The sequence below is a fragment of the Streptomyces sp. NPDC005794 genome, from assembly GCF_042871445.1.
GTDB lineage: Bacteria > Actinomycetota > Actinomycetes > Streptomycetales > Streptomycetaceae > Streptomyces.
This window is the reverse complement of the sequence record NZ_JBIAIN010000006.1, coordinates 345014-364902: the sequence shown is the minus strand read 5'-3', so window position 1 is coordinate 364902 and position 19889 is coordinate 345014. Positions and strand designations below refer to the sequence as shown.

The window sequence follows — 19889 nt, the reverse complement described above, 5'->3', positions numbered from 1 at the left end:
ACGCCCGCCGCGGAGCCCGGACCCCGCTTCAGGCGCCGCGGCGGGCCGCGGGGATCGCCCCGAAGGACTGCCGGTAGTCGGTGGGGGTGACCCCGACGTGGAGGGTGAAGTGCCGCCGCATGTTCGCCGCGGTGCCGAGGCCGCTGTGCTCGCTGATCCGCTCGATCGGCAGGTCCGTGGTCTCCAGCAGGGCCTGGGCCCGGGAGAGGCGCTGGTTGAGGAGCCACTTCAACGGCGTCATCCCGGTGGCGGCCTGAAGCCGGCGGAAGAACGTCCGGGTGCTCATCCCGGCCCGCCGCGCCATGCCGTCCACGGTGAGGGCCTGGTCGAGGTGGTGCGCGGCCCACTCCATCACCGGGCCGAGGCTGTCGTCCTCGGTGGCGGGGACGGACAGGTCCACGAACTGCGCCTGGCCGCCCGGCCGGTGACCGGACACCACCAGGCGGCGGGCCAGCTGGTTGGCCACGTGGGCCCCCAGGTCGCGGCGGACGAGGTGCAGGCACAGGTCGAGTCCGGCGCTCATGCCGGCACTGGTCAGCACCTGGCCCTCGTCGACGTAGAGCACCGAGCCGTCGACGTCGGCCTTCGGGTAACGCTTGGCCAGGTCGGCCGTGTTCGTCCAGTGCGCCGTGGCCCGGCGGCCGTCGAGCAGTCCTGCCTCGGCGAGTGCGAAAGCCCCGGTGCACAGGGAGACCACCCGTGCCCCGCGGGCGGCCGCCGTGCGCAGGGCTTCGATGAACTCGGCCGGGAGCCGCTCTCCCCGGGAGACAACGGCGTCGGGGACCGAGGGCACGATCACCGTGTCGGCCGTGACGAGTTCGTCCAGGCCGTAGGGAGTGCGTACGGAGAATCCCTTCGCATCGGCGTCGGAGGTCTGGTTCACCGCGCATAACCGCAGGTCGTACCAGGGGTCGTGGAGATCCAGGTGGCCATCGCCGAACACGGCGTAGGCGATGGCCGTCTCATAGACCTCACATGCTTGCATATCCGTGTCGTTGATCAATGCCAGCGCAACGGAACCAGGATTCATGCCGCGAGTGTACGGCAGGAATTTTGCGACATCAGTCAGTTCTGCCACTGTCCGCCTCGTCGAGGCAATGCGATGGTGCAGGAGCAACAGGTCGGACATCGTCGCGATGCAGACCAAGAAAATTGACGGGAGCACACAATGTCGAACACCAATGCAGCCCAATCACCGGTGTCGGTCATCGGACTGGGGCTGATGGGCCGGGCATTGGCCGCCGCATTCCTCAAGGCGGGTCACGCCACCACCGTGTGGAACCGCACGGCCTCCAAGGCCGATGAGCTCGTCGCCTCGGGCGCCACGCTCGCCGGCTCGGTCGAGAGCGCCGTCAAGGCGAGCCCGCTGGTGATCGTCTGCGTCTCGGACTACGCCGCCGTGCACGAGCTGCTCGACCCGCTGGAGGAGGCCCTCAAGGGCCGGGTCCTGGTGAACCTCACCACGGGCACCTCGACGCAGGCCCGGGACACGGCCGAGTGGGCGGCGCGACGCGACGGCCTGTACCTCGACGGCGCGATCATGGCCATCCCGCCGGACATCGCCACGGACGCGGCCGTCCTTCTCTACAGCGGCCCGAAGGCGGTCTTCGAGCAGCACGAGGCGGCGCTGCAGAAGCTGGGCCCGGTGGGCACCACCTACCTCGACGAGGACCACGGCCTGTCGGCGCTGTACGACATGTCGCTGCTCGGCATCATGTGGGGCATCCTCAACGGCTTCCTGCACGGCGCCGCCCTGCTCGGCACCGCCAAGGTGAAGGCCACCACCTTCGCCCCGCTGGCGAACACGATGATCAACGTGGTCACCGAGTACGTGACCGCCTACGCGCCCCAGATCGACGACGGCTCGTACCCGGCCGACGACGCCACCATGACCGTCCACCAAGAGGCCATGGAGCACCTCGCTGAGGAGAGCGAGACCCTCGGCATCAACTCCGAGCTGCCCCGCTTCCTCAAGGCGCTGGCCGACCGCTCGGTGGCCGACGGCCACGCCGGGAGCAGCTACGCCGCGCTGATCGAGCAGTTCCGCAAGCCCTCCGCCTGAGGTTTGGCGCGATTCCACTCCGGGGCACGGTCGATTCTCGGCCGTGCCCCGTTCTGCGTTCCCGCCGGGACGGGAACAGGAATCTCACATTTCCCTCCCCGCGGGGGCTCCGTCCGATCACCGGTCCGGTGACCAAACCTGGACCGCGGGAATTACCCACATGTGACTGAAAATTGACGCCCCTCGGCTACGTTGAGCCCGCGCTTTCCGGACACGGCAATGCCTTGCGTGAGCCCGGCGAAACACCGAGGAGAAACGTGAGAACACCCACGGACCGCGGTCCGATATCCACCACCGTGAACGCGGCCGAAACCGGTCGTGGCGAAACGCGCCCGACCCGGCGCACCCTGCTGAAGGTGGCCGGAGCCGCCACACTCGCCTCCGCGGCGAGCGTCTCCGTGGCACATGCGACACCGAACGGCATCCGGCGCGATTTCGACGTCATCATCGTGGGAGCCGGCCTGGCCGGCGTCACCGCCGCCCGTGAACTGCGGAAGAAGGGCAAGGGCGTCCTCCTGCTGGAGGCGCGCGACCGCATCGGTGGCCGGACCTGGACGGACACCTGGCACGGCAGCCAGATCGAGCGCGGCGGCACCTGGGTCGACCAGCTGCAGCCGCACATCTGGCGGGAACTGGTCCGCTACCGAATACCGATCGTCGCCGACTCCGGCGTGGAGCGGGCCGTCCTCCCGACCCTCACCGGCTTCCAGGAGTACGACCCGGTCGAGGCGTACACGCGCCAGAACGAGCTATTCACCCCCTTCTTCGACGGGTCCCGGGACCACTTCCCCCGCCCGTACGAGCCCTTCGCCCGCGAGGACCTGGTGAAGCCGCTCGACGGCTTGTCCCTGCGCGACCGGCTCGACCAGCTCGACTACGCGCCGGAGGACGAGATCCGGCTCACCAGCACCACCTCGCTCTACGGCGGGTCCAGCACCCGCGGGGCGTTCACCCACCTCTCCCAGTGGTGGGCCCTCTCCGGCTGGAACTTCGACGGCTTCCACGGGGTGAATACCTACCGCCCGCAGCACGGCACGATCGCCCTTCTCCGGGCCATCCTCGAGGACGCGGCGCCCACGCTGCGCCTCAACTCCCCGGTCGACTCCGTCGCCCAGAGCAACGGCCTCGTCCAGGTCACCACCCGCTCCGGCGAGCAGTTCTCCGCGCCCGAGGTCATCATGGCCGTCCCGGTCAACGTGTGGAAGACGATCCAGTTCAGTCCGCCCCTGCCCGACGCCCACAAGGCGGCCTCCACGTCGGGCATCGGCGTACCGCACGAGAAGAAGCTCTGGCTCGACCTGAAGCGCCCCGCGGACACCTTCGTCGCGGAGGCACCGGAGGGCTACCCCATCTGCATCATGGGCCGCCTCAACGAGGGCGACCACGTCGTCGCCTTCAGCGTGAAGGACACCTTCGACGTCAACCAGCACCGGCAGGTCGAGAACGCCGTCCACGAGATCGTCCCCGACGCGCAGCTGCTCGGCTACACCGCGACCGACTGGCACGCCGACGAGTTCGCCCTCGGCGTCGGCGCGTTCCGCCAGCCCTTCCGACTGACGCGGCTCCACCGCCAGATCCAGCAGCCGCACGGCAACGTGAAGTTCGCCGGCGCCGACATCGCCGACGGCTGGAGCGGCTACATGGACGGGGCGGTCGAGTCGGGGCTGCGCATCGCCGGCTCGCCCACCCTGACCGGCCCGCTGCCCGCCGCGGTCGCCAACTCCCTCGGCGCACCCCCGGTCGACCGCCGGGCCTACCGCCCTCTCCGGGGGCTCTGACCCGGCCCGGGGCCGTCCGCGAGGGCGGCCCCGGGTGCCAGGGGGTGTCTGCCAATCCCTCGCGGCCTGCCCGCCCATTCCGTACGACGAAGGTGAAGACGCAGGATCATGACCATCATCTCGGACGCCACAGCACAGGACCCGACCGAGGAGCTGTTCTCCTGGTTCCGCACGAAGCTCGACACCAGTCCGGTGTACCGGGACGAGGAGAAGGGTTGGCAGGTGTTCGGCTACGACGACATCGCCCGGATCCTGGCCGACACCACCACCTTCTCCTCCGACACCGCCCGCTCCTTCAACCCCCCGCAGCCCGACCTCGACTTCTTCGACATGGGCAACCTGGTCACCACGGACCCGCCCCGCCACCGCCAGCTGCGCTCACTGATCAACTCGGGGTTCACCCCCCGCGCCGTGGCCGGGCTGACCCCGATGATCGAGCGGATCACCCACACGCTGCTCGACGCCGTCGACGGCGCGGACCGGTTCGACCTGATCGACTCGGTCGCGTACGCGCTGCCGATCACCGTCATCTCGGAGCTGCTCGGGCTGCCGATGGAAGACGAGCCGCTCTTCCGCGTCTGGGGCGAGGCCCTGGGGACGGTGGACGCCGCCACCGTGCCGCCGGACCAGCTGAGGGACGAAGTTGCACCCGCCGTACGGGACATGAACGCCTACCTGATGGACCAGGTACGCCGCAGGCGCAAGCAGCCGACCGACGACGTGATCAGCAAGCTCGCCAACGCGGAGGTCGACGGCAAGCAGCTGGAGGACGGCGAGATCGTCGGCATCACCGGCCTGACCATGTTCGCCGGTCACGCGACCACCATGGCGCTGATCGCCAACGCGGTGCTGCTCTTCGACCGCCACCCGGAGGCGGGCGCGGCCGTGCGCGCGGACCGCTCCCTGCTGCCCGACGCCGCCGAGGAAGTGCTGCGCCTGCGGCCGCCGTTCCCGCGGCTGGCCCGGGTCGTCACGACCGACACCGAGATCGGCGGCCACGCGATCGCCGCCGGCGAGCTGGTGACGCCTTGGATCGGTGCGGGGAACCGGGACGCCTCCCGCTTCCCCGACCCCGACCGGTTCGACATCCACCGCCACACCGGCAGCAGCCTGGTCTTCGGCCAGGGCATCCACTTCTGCCTCGGTGCCCCGCTGGCCCGCCTGGAGGGCCGGATCGCGCTGGGCATCCTGATGGACCGCTACGCGGACATCGCGGTGGACGCGAGTGAGCCGGTCGAGTTCGAGAACCCGTGGCAGCTGATCACGCCGAAGCGGCTACCCGTACGCGTGTCCTGACAGCTGCGGGGCGCACTCCGGGGCGGCGGCCGGCAGGCCACCGCCGCCGGAGCACCTCTCGTAACGCAGGAACGCCGACCCGGACGCCAGGATCCGGCGCAACTGGTGGCGTCGGGCATCCGGTTCCCGGAGCCCGCTCTCCAGAAGAGCCTCCAGGAGCCCGCCGGCGGAGTTCTTCACCCCGCCCTCGGTCGTGGACATCAGGAACTCCAGCAGCCGGTCGATGGCGGCGTCGGAGATCGGCTCCAGGGTGATGGTGAGGCGGTTCAGGCTGCCCTCCCCCCACTCCGGTCGCCTCTTGAGCAGCTCCGGCCCGGCGGTGACGATCGCGAAGAGGGGCAGGCCGGCCTGGGAGGCCGTCAGGTTCTCGACGAAGTCCACCAGCGCCTGATCGGCCCAGTGAAGGTCCTCGAAGACGAGCACGAGCGGCGTGCTCGCCGCCACCATCCCCAGGAACTCCCGGGAGGCCGTCAGCATCTCGTCCGGCGGAGCCTGCATCGCGGCCGGGTCGACGAGCGGGGCCAGGCAGGACAGCATCCAGTGGCAGTCCTCCTCCGACGACTTCAGCCGCCGTACGGTGGCGGTGAGCTTGGCCCTCATGGTCTCGACCCGGTCGCCCTGGAGGATTCCGCAGCAGGCCAGCAGGAGGTCGTACAGGGCCTCCAGGGGATGCGCGCCGCCGCCGGGCCGGACCCGCCCCACCACCAGCCGTACCGCGTCCGCGTTGGCCGCGACCCGGCGCTCGAACTCCATGACGAACCGTGTCTTGCCGACGCCCGGTTCGCCCAGCACGGTCACCAGGTGCGGCGTCGCCTGGTGCCGGCTGCGCCGCAGAAGCCCGCGCAGCACGTCCAGGTCGTACTCGCGGTCGATCACCGGTACGGCGTGCAGGGCGGTGTACTCCTGGCGGAACCCGCCGACCGTCCACCCGCAGGACGGGGCACCGTGCTGGTAGGTGATGGCGAATCCGGTCGACCCGCGCGTGTTGTCGCAGACCCGGATCTCACCGGCCCGGGTGTCGGAGAGCAGGGTGTGGCACTCGTCCAGCAACGCCCCGTTGACCGTGGGCGGTACGCCGCTGCGGTCCGGCTGGTAGCGCACGAGCGCCTCACCCGTGGCCACCGCGACCTGCACGGACACCCCTCGGGTGCAACCGCCGTCCGGCTCCCCGGGGTCGGCGATCCTGGTGAGCTGGTCCCGGATGGTCAGCGCCGCGTGCACGGCCCTCTCCGCATCGTCGTCAGCGGCCTCGGGGACACCGAACAGCACCAGGGAGATCGCCCCGATGGACGCCGCGACCGTACCTCCGAGGCATTCGACCTCGCCACGGATCGTCAAGGCCACCTGCTCCACCGCCTCGTCCATCCGCTGGGGGTCGACGCCCGCCGCGTCGGGCGTCAGCTGGACCCGGGCGATCAGGACACTGACCTTCTTGCGCTCTGCGACCATGGTCCGCGGCACCGGCCGGGAGGCCGGTCCGTCGTCCACCCGCTCGGGCCGCGTCTCCGGCCCGCCGCAACGCTCCGCCTCCGGCGGCGGACCCGCGGGGATCTCGGCGGGCGGGTGCGCGGCGGGCCGGGCCGCCGCCCGCGCGGGTTCCCGGGGAGCGCCCGTCATCCGCACCTCTATCTGTTCGCGGATGCCGACGGGTATCAGCGCCGGGTCGTGCGCCAGGACTGCCTGCTGCAGTGCCTGCAGGGCGTGCCCGGGTTCGAGACCGAGCCGCTCGGCCATGGCGGCGCGCGCACCGGCGTAGACGTCGAGCGCGTCCGTCTGACGTCCGGACCAGTACAGCGCGAGCATGAGCTGGCCCAGCAGCCGCTCCCGCAGCGCCTCCGTGGCGACCGTCTTCTCCAGCTCGGCCAGGACGCGGTGGTGGTGGCCGCACGCCAGCTCCGCCTCGAAGAAGTCCTCCAGGGCGTCGAGCCGCGCGTTCTGTACGGAGGCCAGCTCGGGCCAGTCGATACCGGTCTCGACCAGGTCCGCCAGGGCCGGCCCCCGCCACAGGGCCAGCGCCTCGCGCAGCAGGACGGCCGCGGCTTGGGGCGCTCCCGCCGCCAGCTCCGCGTGACCGCACTGGGCCAGCCGCCGGAAGTGGTACAGGTCGATCTGATCGGGCTCGGCACAGAGCATGTAACCGGGCGCCTGGCTCTGGAGCGCCACACCCATGAACTCCCCGTCGCCCAGCGGCAGGGCTCTGCGCAGCCGCCACACGGAGTTCTGGAGGATCTTGCGTGCCGACTGCGGCGCCCGGCCGGCCGGCCACAGCGCGTCGATCAGCTGACTGCTGGCCACCACCCGGTTGGCGTGCATCATCAGGAACCCCAAGGTGGCGCGCTGCCGCGTCCCCCCCAGTCCCACGGGCACGCCCCCTCCAAAGACTTCGAGCGGGCCCAACATCCGGAACAGCATGTACTTCCCCCGTAATTCGACGTCGGTCTGCGGATCGTCGAGAGCCGCAGAATTCGACCGGCGAGCTCGCCGAGAACCAGCTCGTTTACGAACACATGACGTTTGCTCGGTGGATTCGGGTTGTCCGGGGGGAGTTGTATTCCCTTACCCCCGGTACCGTGGTTTGTGACCGCCGAGCCCGGTAGTCAGCCGATGGTGGCCGTGACGCTGCCGCGGATCAGGTCGGCGAGTTCCTCGACCCGGCTGCCCAGGTAGAAGTGGCCGCCTTCGAACACCCGCAGGCGGAAGTCGCCCGAGGTGTGCCCCTGCCACGCCTCGACTTCGCGGACGGGTGCCTCCGGGTCGCCGTCGGCCGCGAGGGCCAGCACCGGACAGGACAGCGGCCTCCCCGGCGTCCCCCGGTAGGAGGCCAGGGCCCCGTAGTCGCCGCGCAGCGCGGGCAGGACCAGCTCTCGCAGTTCGGGGTCGTCGAGGAAAGCGGCGTCGGTCCCGCCGAGCGCCCGCACCCTTCCGACCAGGGCCGCGTCGTCCCCGACCCAGCCCCACCCCGGTTCGGACACGCTCGGGGCCCGCCGGGCGGACACGACGAGCAGGTCGGGCCCGGCGCCCGGGGTACGGGACAGACGTGCGGCCACCTCGTACGCCAGCGAAGCGCCCATGCTGTGCCCGAGCAGCACCCGGGGCCGGTCCCCGGAGCCGCCCAGCACCCCGGTGATCAGATTGGCCAGCCGGTGCAGGTCCGCCACGGCCGGCTCCCGGTAGCGGTCCTGACGGCCCGGGTACTGGACGGCCAGGACGTCCGCGTCACCGGCGAGCTCCACGGCGAGCCCACGCCAGTACGAGGCGGAGCCGCCGGCGTGCGGGAAACAGAACAGTTCGAACGGAGCGCCGGCCCCCGCGGCCCCCCGTGTATCGGTGCCGAATTTCCGGAACCAGAGATTCCGTTCGCTACTTGCCACTTTCGGACCGCCCTGACGAATCGTCATGCTTCCATGCCCCGCATGCAGACTTTGGAAAGCAACCGCGCACCTCTCACATCACTGTCGAGTGGGTGCGCGGCTCCACGCAACCGAGAAAGGGCGCAGGATGAGACCAATGGCCGGTATTGGCCAGCATCACGGCCAAAAACACATGCTTGCCATCGCATTGTCGACCAGTACGTTTCGGCCGCCGTGCACGTGCGGCCGGACACCGCTCACCCCGGCCGATCCGGATCGACAGCGGTGAACATCGGCCCGTCGCGAGGCGGCCGGCGGCCGATGGAGGAATCCGGCCAACTCCTGTCGGCCGCCTGCCCAACGCCTGCCGCCGGGCGGTGGACGTGCCGGTGTCCGATACATGTCGCCAGCCACCCCTTCTCGGCCAGGGTCCGTACCCCGCCCGCGGCAGACTGGGGCGAGCCCTCCGAGCGGCTCGACGAGCTCTACCGGTGGGTCGAGTCCGGCGCCCTCGCGACGGCGGAGTGGTATCTCACCGACCGCGTGTGGAAGCGGCGGGGGGCCCGGGCCCTGCGGCTGGGCACCGTCGCAGGCGTCGTCGCGGGGGCCGCGCTGCCGCTGCTCGACCTGACCGGGACGTTGAGCGGGTCCGCGGGGTGGGGGTACCTGTCGCGGCACCTGGTCCGCCTCCATCCCCGGCGACGGCGAACCGGTCCTCATCGGCCCCTCCACCGTCTCCGTGGGCCGCCCGGCCGCTTCCCGCTCCCCCGGGAAGCCCACCGAGCTGACCCTCCAGCCGGACGGTCGGGCGAGAGCCTGATCTACACCAGGTCGGACTGAGCCGAAGACGCTGCGGCCGAGGAGGCCGACGAAGACGACGAAGGCGACGAGGCCGACGACGCCGCATCTGTACGCCGCGCCGACGGCCGCAACGCCCCCGCGACCAGCGCCGCAGCCGCCAGCAGCACCAACACCACGATCATGGCCAGCCGCAGGCCCACACGGTCGGCCAGGAACCCCAGCGCGGGCGGCCCGACCAGGAACGCCACATAGCCCGCCGTCGCGACGGCCCCGACCCGGGCCGCGGCGTCCTTCTCACCCTCGCCCGCCGCCGAGATCGCGACCGGAAAGCCCAGCGAGGCGCCGAGGCCCCACAGCACGACCGCCGCACCGGCCAGCGGCACGCTGGACGAGAAGATCACCAGCGCCACCCCCGCCGTCGCCACGACCGCGCTCGCCCGGACCACGGCCGCCGGGCCGAACCGCACCAGCAGCGGCCCGCCCGCGAACCGGCCCGTCGCCATCGCGACGGCGAACAGCATGAACGTCAGCGAACCCGCCGTGGCACTCGTCCCGTGACCGTCCACCATCAGCAGCGGCAGCCAGTCGTTGGCGGAGCCCTCCGCGAACGCCATGGCCAGCACGATCAACCCGATCAGCACCAGCCGCCGGTCGCTCCACACGGCCAACTGCGCCCGCAGGCCCCCGGTCCGCTCCCCGTCCCCGGCATTCGTCTCCTCGCGCCCGGTACCCGACGGGATGGCGCGTACGGTCCACAGCCCGGCCACCGCGGCGCCGACGGCGATCGCCGTCAGGTGCCAGCCGACCGGGAACGCCACCGCCGTCAGCCCCATCCCCAGCAACGCGCCGAAGACCGTACCGAGGCTGAAGCAGCCGTGCAGCACCGGCAGGACCGGGCGTCCCGCGGCCCGCTCCACGGCGGCGCCCTCGATGTTGAACGCCACCTCCGCGAGCCCCATCCCGGCCCCGAACAGGGCCAGTCCGGCGAAGACCCCGCCGGACACCTCCAGTGCCGTGCCCCCGCCGATCGTCAGCAGCCCGGCGACGAACAGCCCCGCTCCGACAGCGATCACCGGCCGCCCGCCGTACTTGCGCACCAGACCGCCGGAGACGAGCACACCCGCCATCGAGCCGACCGAGAGACCGAACAGCACCAGACCCATGGAGCCCGTGGAGACGTCCAGCGCGTCCCGCACGGCGGGGGTCCTGGCGACCCAGGACGCCAGGCTCACCCCGGCGGCGAACATGAAGAGGAAGAGCGCGGCGCGCCAGCGTCGGGTGGGTGCGTCCATGACCGGCAGGTCCTTCATGAGAGCAGCGCCTCTGCATACAGATGGGGGACGGGGAGAACGGATATGCGCCTGAAGCGTACGTTCGCGCACAGAGGCGCCACAGGGCCTTTCGCCTTCTGCGTCCGGGCTGCGACCACGCGGTTACCGCCGACTCCGGGACCGGTACCGGCCCTTACGCTCCCGTGGTGGAGCCGGGGCGGATGATCATCAGGACGGTGACCGTGGCCCAGAGCAGGTTGAACACGCCGGTGAGCATGGCCAGCCGGCTGGCGACGCGGTGCACGGAGGCCTCGCCTTCCCCGTCCGGATTCCCCCTCCGGGGGGGGCGCAAGGTGGCCAGCGCGCGGCCCTGGGCCGGGAGGATCAGCAGGGCCAGCACGGCGGCGGCCGCGGCGGTCAGGAGGATCGAGACGATCAGCCAGGCGCTGCCGAGCACACCGAGGCTGCTCGCGGTGGCGAACCCGAAGACCGGTACGGCGAGGCCGACGCCCGCGTAGACCCGGCAGATCCGGTGGAGCAGCCGCAGAGCGGCGTACGCCTCCCGGTCTGCCGGTGCCGCGTGGGCGCGGCGCAGGGCCTTGGGAAACATGCTGGCGGCGACGGTGACCGGGCCGATGGCCAGGACGGCGGCAATGACGTGCAGGGAGAGGAAGAGCTTCGTCACGACCGGGCCCCCGGAACCGTCTATGCCGCCCGGCCGATACGCCGCGGACCGCTGACCCGGGAGGCGCCTGCGGGGGTGTCGCCGGTGACCGTGACGTCGAAGGCCAGGTTGAGGCGCATCGGCCGGGTGACCGCCTGCTTCCAGGTGAGCCGGTCGCCGGTGAGGGCGAGGCCGTCGAGGCGTACTTCCTCCCCAGCGCCCCACGCCGAACCAGTCAACGCGCCTTTCTCGTAGCGGAGTTCGACGACGGCGGTGATCTTGCCGATGGGAGTGGTGATGGAGAGGTCCCAGATTCCTGCGCCGGTTGCTGCTCCTTCGTTACGGGGACGGGGACGGGGGTTTCCGAGCGCGGGGGCTCAGGGCGCGGCCGGTGCCGGGCCCCGGTCGCGCCAGACCGTACCGCGCCGCTCGTGGGCGAACAGTTCCTCGACGGCGTGGCGATCCGCGGGCCGGCCTCGCGCTCCAGGAGATGGAGGGCCAGGTCGAGTCCGGAGGTGACCCCCGCCCCGGTCACGAGGTCGCCGTCGTCGACGACCCGGGCGCGGACCGCGTGCGCTCCGGTGGCGTCGAGCAGGTCGAGCCCCAGGTGGTGGGTGGTGGCGTGGCGCCCCTCCAGCAGCCCGGCCATGGCCAGGACCAGCGAGCCGCCGCACACCGTCGCGACCGTCACAGAGGGGTCGTCCATCGCGGACCGCAGGAGGCCGGGCAGCCCGGTGGTCAGTGTGCGGCCGATGAGAACGGGGCGGGCTGGTCGACCACCTCTGCGGGCGCCGCGCCGGGTATTTCTACGGGCGCCTCGCCGAAGACCGCCTCGGCCCCGTCCTCCGGCTCACTCACCCGACGGCGCAAAAGGATCACGGCTTTACGACTGGGCTGCCGCCCGCCTGCCCGCAGTTTGGGAGTTCGACGGCGACGAGCCCACCCGGCAACGCTGGATGCTCGCCCGCCGGCTTCCTCGCCGACCAGAAGATCCGCCGTGGCTCCCACAAAAGCGTGCGCTCGCTGGAAGCCGACATCCGCGCATGGGTCAAGGAATGGAACGAAAGCCCAACACCGTTCACCTGGACCAAGACCGCCGAGGAGATCCTCGATTCCCTCGCCCGCTTCTGCCAACGGATCTCCGGCGCAGGACACCAGCGGCGCTCGTTCGCCACACGCTCGCAAGGACAGAAGGACCCTGCACCTGGTCAGGTGCAGGGTCCTTCGTCGTCGTAGGATGCACAGCTCCGATCCGGGAACAGATCGCGTGCGGTCATGCTCGCAGGCGCGTCTTCCGCACCGTCGAGCGCGAGTGCCCCACCCCCCGCGCGCGAGATGCAGGGGCAGGGCGCTCGTTCACATCAGGTCAAGAACCGACGAGTTCGCGAAGCACGTACTGCAGGATGCCGCCGTTGCGGTAGTAGTCCGCCTCACCGGGGGTGTCGATGCGGACGACGCCGTCGAACTCCACTCCGGTGTCGGTGGTGACCTTGACGGTGGTCGGCGTGGTGCCGTTGTTCAGCTCGGTCACGCCGGTGAAGGAGAAGGTCTCCTCGCCGGTCAGGCCGAGGGACTCGGCGGTGTGGCCCTCCGGGAACTGGAGCGGGAGGACGCCCATGCCGATGAGGTTCGAGCGGTGGATGCGCTCGTAGGACTCGGCGATGACGGCCTTGACGCCCAGGAGCGCGGTGCCCTTGGCCGCCCAGTCACGGGACGAGCCGGAGCCGTACTCCTTGCCCGCCAGGATGACGAGCGGGGTGCCCGCGGCCTGGTAGTTCTGCGAGGCGTCGTAGATGAACGACACCGGTCCGTCAGCCTGGGTGAAGTCGCGGGTGAAGCCGCCCTCGGTGCCCGGCGCGATCTGGTTGCGCAGGCGGATGTTGGCGAACGTGCCGCGGATCATGACCTCGTGGTTACCACGGCGCGAGCCGTAGGAGTTGAAGTCACGGCGCTCGATGCCGTGCTCCGTGAGGTACTTGCCGGCCGGGGTGTCGGCCTTGATCGCGCCGGCCGGGGAGATGTGGTCGGTGGTGACCGAGTCGCCGAGCTTGGCGAGCACCCGGGCGCCGGTGATGTCGTCGACCGGGGTCGTCTCCATCGTCATGCCCTCGAAGTACGGGGGCTTGCGCACGTAGGTGGACTCGGAGTCCCACTCGAAGGTGTTGCCGGTGGGGATCGACAGCGCCTGCCACTGGGCGTCGCCCGCGAAGACGTCCTGGTAGGACTTGTTGAACATGTCCTCGCCGATGGAGTTGGCGACGACGTCGTTGACCTCGGCCTCGGAGGGCCAGATGTCCTGGAGGAAGACGGGCTTGCCGTCCTGGTCGACGCCGAGGGCGTCCTTGGTGATGTCGACCTTCATCGAACCGGCGATGGCGTACGCGACGACCAGCGGCGGGGACGCTAGGTAGTTCATCTTGACGTCGGGGTTGATCCGGCCCTCGAAGTTACGGTTGCCCGAGAGCACCGAAGTGACGGCCAGGTCGTGGTCGTTGACCGCCTTGGAGACCTCTTCCGGCAGCGGGCCGGAGTTGCCGATGCAGGTGGTGCAGCCGTAGCCGACGAGGTTGAAGCCGACCTTGTCGAGGTAGGGGGTCAGGCCCGCCTTGTCGAAGTAGTCGGTGACGACCTTGGAGCCCGGGGCGAGGGTGGTCTTGACCCACGGCTTGCGGGTCAGGCCCTTCTCGACGGCCTTCTTCGCCACGAGCGCCGCGGCGACCATGACGTACGGGTTCGAGGTGTTGGTGCAGGAGGTGATCGCGGCGACGGTGACGGCGCCGTGGTCGATCTCGTACGTCGTGCCGTCGGGGGCGGTCACGGTGACCGGGTTCGACGGGACGCCGTCCGAGGCGGCCGGGGAGTCGGAAGCCGGGAAGGACTCCTTGCCCGCTTCCTCGTCGTCCGCGACGTAGTTGCGTACGTCCTGGGCGAACTGCGCCTTGGCGTTCGCGAGGACGATGCGGTCCTGCGGGCGCTTCGGGCCGGCGATGGAGGGGACGACCGTGGAGAGGTCGAGCTCCAGCTTCTCGGAGAAGTCCGGCTCGGCGGCCGGGTCGAGCCAGAGGCCCTGCTCCTTGGCGTACGCCTCGACGAGCGCGACCTGCTGGGCGTCACGGCCGGTCAGGCGGAGGTACTTCAGCGTCTCGTCGTCGATCGGGAAGATCGCGGCGGTGGAGCCGAACTCCGGCGACATGTTGCCGATGGTGGCGCGGTTCGCGAGGGAGGTGGCGGCGACGCCCTCACCGTAGAACTCGACGAACTTGCCGACGACACCGTGCTTGCGGAGCATCTCGGTGATGGTCAGCACGAGGTCGGTGGCGGTGGTGCCGGCCGGGAGCTCGCCGGTCAGCTTGAAGCCGACGACGCGCGGGATGAGCATGGAGACCGGCTGGCCGAGCATCGCGGCCTCGGCCTCGATGCCGCCGACGCCCCAGCCCAGCACACCGAGGCCGTTGACCATGGTGGTGTGCGAGTCGGTGCCGACGAGGGTGTCGGGGTACGCCTGGCCGTTACGGACCATGACGGTGCGGGCCAGGTGCTCGATGTTGACCTGGTGGACGATGCCGGTGCCCGGGGGGACGACCTTGAACTCGTCGAAGGCGGTCTGGCCCCAGCGCAGGAACTGGTAGCGCTCCTTGTTACGGCCGTACTCCAGCTCGACGTTCTGCGCGAACGCGTCGTTGGTGCCGAACTTGTCGGCGATGACGGAGTGGTCGATGACGAGCTCGGCCGGGGCCAGCGGGTTGATCTTCGCCGGGTCACCGCCGAGCTCCTTCACGGCCTCACGCATGGTGGCGAGGTCCACGACACACGGGACGCCCGTGAAGTCCTGCATGATCACGCGAGCCGGCGTGAACTGGATCTCCTGGCTGGGCTGGGCCTGGGAGTCCCATCCACCCAGCGCCCGGATGTGGTCGGCGGTGATGTTCGCGCCGTCCTCGGTGCGGAGCAGGTTCTCCAGCAGCACCTTCAGGCTGTAAGGGAGGCGCGCGGAGCCCTCGACCTTGTCCAGCTTGAAGATCTCGTACGACTCGTCGCCCACGCGCAGCGTGCTGCGGGCGTCGAAGCTGTTCGCCGACACGACAGTCTCCTTCTTCAATGTGCGCGTTCAACCGCGCCGCGCCTCATGTGCGGCCGGCGCCGCCTGCGGCCCCCACCATCCGCTAAGGTAAGGATTAGTTAGGTAACCCTTACCGAGCGGCGGCTGCGGTGCGCCTCGGCAGATATCTCGATGTCGAGATAACTCTAGTACATCGCCGCCGCGCGGTCATGCCCGGGCGCCCGTGTCCCGCGCCTCACCGGGACCCGAGACGACCGTTCCCCCTCACAGCCCGCCCTTCGGACTGCCTCCAGCGCGCCCCGCACACGGGCGGGCGACTTCGGAACGGGCGCGTTCCCGACGAAGGAGGCACAGACGTCACTCACCTTCCGCAGGAGTCTCCAGACCCTCCCGGGCGTCCGGCCGGCCATCAACCGCCACCGCCACTCATGGTCCGTCACGACCCGCGGACGCCACGACCCGAAGCGCACCACGAGCAGCGCCTGCCGGCGTGCACCGTCCACGGGCCGGACCCCTCCGGCCGGCGCAGGACGACACACCGTCGTCGCGACTGCCCCTCACCCGTTCGGCGGAGCCCCGCACGCCGGACCGTCGGGCGCACCTGACCCTTGAGGCGGGCGCCCACCAACGGCCCCGGGCGCCCGAACGCCACTGGAACCCCCCACCCCCGGCGCGATCTTCATCTCATATCTGAGATAGCGTGCGGCCATGGAAGACGACTACCTCGCACGTATCGGCAAGCTCATCCGTGACGCCCGACAGCATCGTGGCTGGACACAGAGCCAGCTCGCCGAGGCGCTCGCCACGAGTCAGAGCGCCGTCAACCGCATCGAGCGCGGTAACCAGAACATCAGCCTTGAGATGATCGCCCGCATCGGTGAAGCCCTGGACAGCGAGATCGTATCGCTCGGCTACGCCGGACCCATGCATCTGCGTGTGGTCGGCGGACGCCGGCTCTCGGGCTCCATCGACGTGAAGACGAGCAAGAACGCGTGCGTCGCACTGCTCTGCGGCTCGCTGCTCAACAAGGGCCGCACCGTGCTGCGCCGGGTGGCCCGCATCGAGGAGGTCTTCCGACTGCTGGAGGTCCTCAACTCCATCGGCGTACGCACCCGCTGGATCAACGACGGCGTCGACCTGGAGATCCTCCCGCCCGCCGAGCTCGACCTGGAGTCCATCGACGCGGACGCCGCGCGCCGGACCCGGTCGATCATCATGTTCCTCGGCCCGCTGCTGCACCGACTGGACCGGTTCACGTTGCCGTACGCGGGCGGCTGCGACCTCGGTACGCGGACGATCGAGCCGCACATGATCGCCCTGCGCCGCTTCGGCCTGGAGATCGCGGCGACCGACGGCTTGTACCACGCGCAGGTCGACCACGAGGTCCGGCCCGGCCGCCCCATCGTGCTGACCGAGCGCGGCGACACCGTGACCGAGAACGCCCTGCTGGCCGCCGCCCGGCACGACGGCACGACCGTCATCCGCAACGCCTCCTCCAACTACATGGTCCAGGACCTGTGCTTCTTCCTGGAGGCGCTCGGCGTGCGCGTCGACGGCGTCGGCACGACGACCCTCACGGTGCACGGGGTGCCGGAGATCGACGTGGACGTCGACTACTGCCCCTCCGAGGACCCGGTCGAGGCGATGAGCCTGCTGGCCGCCGCCGTGGTGACGGAGTCCGAGCTGACGATCCGCCGGGTCCCCATCGAGTTCCTGGAGATCGAGCTCGCGGTCCTGGAGGAGATGGGCGTCGACTGCGACCGCACGACGGAGTACGCCGCCGACAACGGCCGCACCCGGCTGGTGGACCTGACGGTCCGGCCCTCCAAGTTGGAGGCGCCCATCGACAAGATCCACCCGATGCCCTTCCCCGGGCTGAACATCGACAACGTGCCGTTCTTCGCGGCGATCGCGGCCTCCGCGCACGGCCAGACCCTGATCCACGACTGGGTCTACGACAACCGCGCGATCTACCTCACCGACCTCAACCGCCTCGGCGGCAGGCTCCAACTCCTCGACCCGCACCGCGTGTTGGTCGAGGGCCCGACCCGCTGGCGCGCCGCCGAGATGATGTGCCCGCCCGCACTGCGTCCCGCGGTGGTGGTGCTTCTCGCGATGATGGCGGCCGAAGGCACGTCGGTCCTGCGGAACGTATACGTGATCAACCGGGGCTACGAGGAGCTGGCGGAGCGGCTGAACTCGGTGGGGGCACAGATCGAGATCTTCCGGGACATCTGACCGGCGGGGATTTGTGCCCCTTGGACCCAAGGGGCACAACACCTCAACATGCCATCTGACCTGCGAATACTCACCTTCACGGCCCTTCACTGATCACTGTCGCTTTTCAGTACCTTGTGTAACGCATGTGCAAGATGATCCTGAATGGTTGACGGTACGTCAGAGATGCCTGAGTATCCGTCAGCCATCACGGAGGGTTGTCGCCGAAGTGGCCTCGCAACGTCCGATGTCGATCGTGCCACGCCGACCTCGTGTGGTCGACGAGGTGAACCGTCATCTGCCCGACGTCTCCAGCCTCGCGACGCAGCCCGGGTTCCGGCCGCGCATCCGAGTCCTCCGGCTGACCACTTCGCCACGCAGAAGAGGACCCGCACCACGTGGGCGCGGGTCCTCTGTCGTAGACGGGCGCCGTGTCACGGGCTCAGCCTGCGCCCACCTCGTGGGAGCACCCGCCATGACGTCCGGGCCGGCGGGGTGTCGGGCCGCCCTACGATGAGCAGCGTGACAAGCCTCCGCGCCCCAGACTCTGGTCCTCAGCACATAGCCGTGGGGACCGCCGAGACCGACCGACAGCTGACCGACTCCACCCGCCTGATGCCTTCCGCCGACATGGCCGCCTTCACTGCCTGGTGCGCGAGCGTCGGTCGGCGGCCGCTGCCTGCTACCCCGGAGACTGTCACTGAGTACGTGGCGTACTTGACCGTAACCCCGTCACCGCCGGACGACGGTGACGGCCGGGGCGGTGCGCTTCTCGCGGGCCGTGACGTGGGCCTGTACGCGGACGCTTGAGGCGAGGACCACGGGGCCACTGGAGCGTTCGGCCTCAGCCATCGCTCGGCCGACCGCGAGCCAGGCGTTGCCCTGGTCGTGCTGTTTGAGCAGCAGGCTGGTCGAGTTCTGGTAGGCCGTGGCCAGCAACGCGGCGCGGGCGTCTCCGTCGTCCCCTTCGTTGGCGGCCGGCCGGAGGTCGGCGACCAGGCCGGGCAGGATGCGTGTTCGGTCACGGTCGCACCATGCTCACGGTCAAAGCACTCACCGCGCTGAGAAGTACCGACGGGGCCTGGCCGAGATCGAGAGCGTGCCGGTGCAGCACGATGCCGGAATGGCGAACCATGTGGCCGGCGTGAGGTGCGTTGCCTTTCGCGTACACGAGGTGCCCGTTCTTCAGCCCGAGGGAGGTGCAGTACGCCAGCATCTGGTAGAGGTCGGCATCGGGATAGCCCTGCGGTCTGCCCGCCTTGTACTTCGCGTCGGCCACAGCCAGCGGAACTCCGGACTCCCCGTACCAGACGAGGTCCGGTCGCATCCGGATGGCGCCGCCTTCATCCAGGTGGATGTTCCTGGCCTGCAGTGTGGCGTGCCCGCCGTATGCAGTCAGGGCCTCGCGGAGCGCAACGCAGACGAAGTCCTCGGCAGCAAGCTCCAGTTGATCATCCGCGACCCACGCTCGCCCCGGTGCAGCCTGCGGATCTCTGCCCAGTCCTCCACGGAAATCACCCTCTTCTCCTGACCTTCGATCAAGATCAGGATGGTCGGAAGACCACGAGGGGGTCAGTTTTGATCCGCCGTCAGAGGGTTACGATTCACCCGTCGCCGACAGGGGGCGTATCAGACGTCGGTCAGCTGGTGAGTGGAGGGTGTTGACCTTGCCTTCACCGCTCGGCGAGACCACACGTACACCAGAGCTCCTGGGGCGACCAGGACAACAGCAACGATTACAAGTGCGACGCCGCCTCCGGCCATGACAACGGCCCAGACAATCCATGCCGTCACAGCTACCGTCACGATAGCGACGAACCGTCGCAGGGCACCGAAGGTGATTCGGGCAAAGCGAGGAAGATCCGCTGAGCTGAGGCTTTCATCATTCCTACACCGATCTTGCACATGCTGAAGATACCTGCAGGTTCGGCAACCGCAAGTGGCATATGTAGTGTCTTGAATCACATGACACCGGGTAGCAGGGCGATTACTTTGCACTTGCGTAGTGGCGCAAGCGCAGACCTCACTTGAGCCGCGCTCGACGCCACGGCGGAGCCCTCCCCACCTCGGTGCGGCCAAATTTGAGCCGACGGGTCGTCTACGCGGCCCTGCCGGACAACTTCCAGTCCACGCGACCTCGCTTCTGCAACCGAACAAACATCTTAATAGCGAACTTCTAAGGGCTTGCGGCGAGGATCAAGGGCGACCTAATGTCCGCAACGCTCAAGCCAGTCGATCTGCGCCACGGGGGGGCTCATGCGCAGAGTTGAACGACCTGCCGTGCTGCCGTCACTTGCTGCAACCGCCGCAACACGCACAGGCCGCAAACAGCCAGTAGTCGCGGGGTCAGTCCGCGTATCCGGTTGCCCATCAGCGCACTGATCACTTTG

Annotated in this window: 13 protein-coding genes and 3 pseudogenes; 6 read left to right on the top strand and 10 right to left on the bottom strand. The window is 69.8% G+C overall.

Annotation, left to right across the window (positions count from 1 at the left end; genetic code table 11):
• Positions 1-28: 28 nt before the first annotated feature.
• Positions 29-1030: a helix-turn-helix domain-containing protein gene (locus ACFYQ5_RS12795; RefSeq protein WP_389196863.1), complete on the bottom strand. Its 1002-nt coding sequence runs from the start codon at positions 1028-1030 to the stop codon at positions 29-31.
• A gap of 138 nt (positions 1031-1168) precedes the next feature.
• On the opposite strand from ACFYQ5_RS12795, the gene ACFYQ5_RS12790 reads away from it, so the two are divergent.
• From ACFYQ5_RS12790 to ACFYQ5_RS12780, 3 genes are all read left to right on the top strand, one after another.
• Positions 1169-2062 (top strand): NAD(P)-dependent oxidoreductase, encoded by an 894-nt coding sequence (locus tag ACFYQ5_RS12790; RefSeq protein WP_389196861.1) that lies wholly within the window; start codon positions 1169-1171, stop codon positions 2060-2062.
• A gap of 257 nt (positions 2063-2319) precedes the next feature.
• Positions 2320-3840: a flavin monoamine oxidase family protein gene (locus ACFYQ5_RS12785; protein ID WP_389196859.1), complete on the top strand. Its 1521-nt coding sequence runs from the start codon at positions 2320-2322 to the stop codon at positions 3838-3840.
• 108 nt (positions 3841-3948) lie between these two features.
• On the top strand, positions 3949-5136 hold the full coding sequence (locus ACFYQ5_RS12780; protein WP_389196857.1) for a cytochrome P450: 1188 nt from the start codon (positions 3949-3951) through the stop codon (positions 5134-5136).
• Here ACFYQ5_RS12780 and ACFYQ5_RS12775 read toward each other — a convergent pair.
• Entirely contained in the window at positions 5116-7503 is a 2388-nt protein-coding gene (locus ACFYQ5_RS12775; protein WP_389196855.1) for a BTAD domain-containing putative transcriptional regulator, read from the bottom strand. The two genes, ACFYQ5_RS12780 and ACFYQ5_RS12775, sit on opposite strands and share 21 nt — an antisense overlap.
• A gap of 230 nt (positions 7504-7733) precedes the next feature.
• Positions 7734-8507, bottom strand: a complete 774-nt coding sequence (locus ACFYQ5_RS12770; RefSeq protein WP_389196853.1) for a thioesterase II family protein — start codon at positions 8505-8507, stop codon at positions 7734-7736.
• A 300-nt stretch (positions 8508-8807) separates the two neighbouring features.
• On the opposite strand from ACFYQ5_RS12770, the pseudogene ACFYQ5_RS12765 reads away from it, so the two are divergent.
• Positions 8808-9158, top strand: a pseudogene (locus ACFYQ5_RS12765) (SLATT domain-containing protein); the annotation flags it as partial.
• A gap of 149 nt (positions 9159-9307) precedes the next feature.
• On the opposite strand, the gene ACFYQ5_RS12760 reads toward ACFYQ5_RS12765, so the two are convergent.
• The 4 genes and pseudogenes from ACFYQ5_RS12760 to ACFYQ5_RS12745 form a co-directional block, all read right to left on the bottom strand.
• Positions 9308-10597 carry an MFS transporter gene (locus ACFYQ5_RS12760; RefSeq protein ID WP_389196851.1) on the bottom strand — a complete coding sequence of 430 codons (1290 nt, stop codon included), beginning with the start codon at positions 10595-10597 and terminating at the stop codon, positions 9308-9310.
• A 154-nt stretch (positions 10598-10751) separates the two neighbouring features.
• Positions 10752-11243, bottom strand: a complete 492-nt coding sequence (locus ACFYQ5_RS12755) for a DUF2269 family protein (RefSeq protein ID WP_389196849.1) — start codon at positions 11241-11243, stop codon at positions 10752-10754.
• A gap of 20 nt (positions 11244-11263) precedes the next feature.
• On the bottom strand, positions 11264-11536 hold the full coding sequence (locus ACFYQ5_RS12750) for a hypothetical protein (RefSeq protein WP_389196913.1): 273 nt from the start codon (positions 11534-11536) through the stop codon (positions 11264-11266).
• A 63-nt stretch (positions 11537-11599) separates the two neighbouring features.
• Positions 11600-12230, bottom strand: a pseudogene (locus ACFYQ5_RS12745) (DJ-1/PfpI family protein).
• A gap of 6 nt (positions 12231-12236) precedes the next feature.
• Between ACFYQ5_RS12745 and ACFYQ5_RS12740 the strand changes: the two are divergent.
• The gene (locus ACFYQ5_RS12740) at positions 12237-12458 is read left to right on the top strand and encodes a hypothetical protein (protein WP_389196848.1); all 222 of its coding nucleotides are present in this window, start codon (positions 12237-12239) and stop codon (positions 12456-12458) included.
• Positions 12459-12588: 130 nt separating this feature from the next.
• Here the strand turns inward: ACFYQ5_RS12740 and acnA are convergent, their stop codons facing one another.
• Positions 12589-15303 (bottom strand): aconitate hydratase AcnA, encoded by a 2715-nt coding sequence (gene acnA / locus ACFYQ5_RS12735; protein WP_389196846.1) that lies wholly within the window; start codon positions 15301-15303, stop codon positions 12589-12591.
• Positions 15304-15990: 687 nt separating this feature from the next.
• Here acnA and ACFYQ5_RS12730 point away from each other — a divergent pair.
• The gene (locus ACFYQ5_RS12730) at positions 15991-17520 is read left to right on the top strand and encodes a helix-turn-helix domain-containing protein (protein WP_389196844.1); all 1530 of its coding nucleotides are present in this window, start codon (positions 15991-15993) and stop codon (positions 17518-17520) included.
• A 717-nt stretch (positions 17521-18237) separates the two neighbouring features.
• On the opposite strand, the pseudogene ACFYQ5_RS12725 reads toward ACFYQ5_RS12730, so the two are convergent.
• Positions 18238-18510, bottom strand: a pseudogene (locus tag ACFYQ5_RS12725) (heavy metal transporter CzcB); the annotation flags it as partial.
• Between the two features lie 10 nt (positions 18511-18520).
• Complete coding sequence (locus ACFYQ5_RS12720; protein ID WP_389196912.1) at positions 18521-18946, bottom strand: hypothetical protein; 426 nt, start codon at positions 18944-18946, stop codon at positions 18521-18523.
• Positions 18947-19889: the final 943 nt, after the last annotated feature.

Excerpts from the sequence above, each read along its gene's own strand:
- ACFYQ5_RS12790 (WP_389196861.1), top strand. The coding sequence starts at position 1,169 with ATGTCGAACACCAATGCAGCCCAATCACCGGTGTCGGTCATCGGACTG.
- ACFYQ5_RS12780 (WP_389196857.1), top strand. The coding sequence starts at position 3,949 with ATGACCATCATCTCGGACGCCACAGCACAGGACCCGACCGAGGAGCTG.
- ACFYQ5_RS12795 (WP_389196863.1), bottom strand. The coding sequence starts at position 1,030 with ATGAATCCTGGTTCCGTTGCGCTGGCATTGATCAACGACACGGATATG.
- ACFYQ5_RS12760 (WP_389196851.1), bottom strand. The coding sequence starts at position 10,597 with ATGAAGGACCTGCCGGTCATGGACGCACCCACCCGACGCTGGCGCGCC.
- ACFYQ5_RS12730 (WP_389196844.1), top strand. The coding sequence starts at position 15,991 with ATGGAAGACGACTACCTCGCACGTATCGGCAAGCTCATCCGTGACGCC.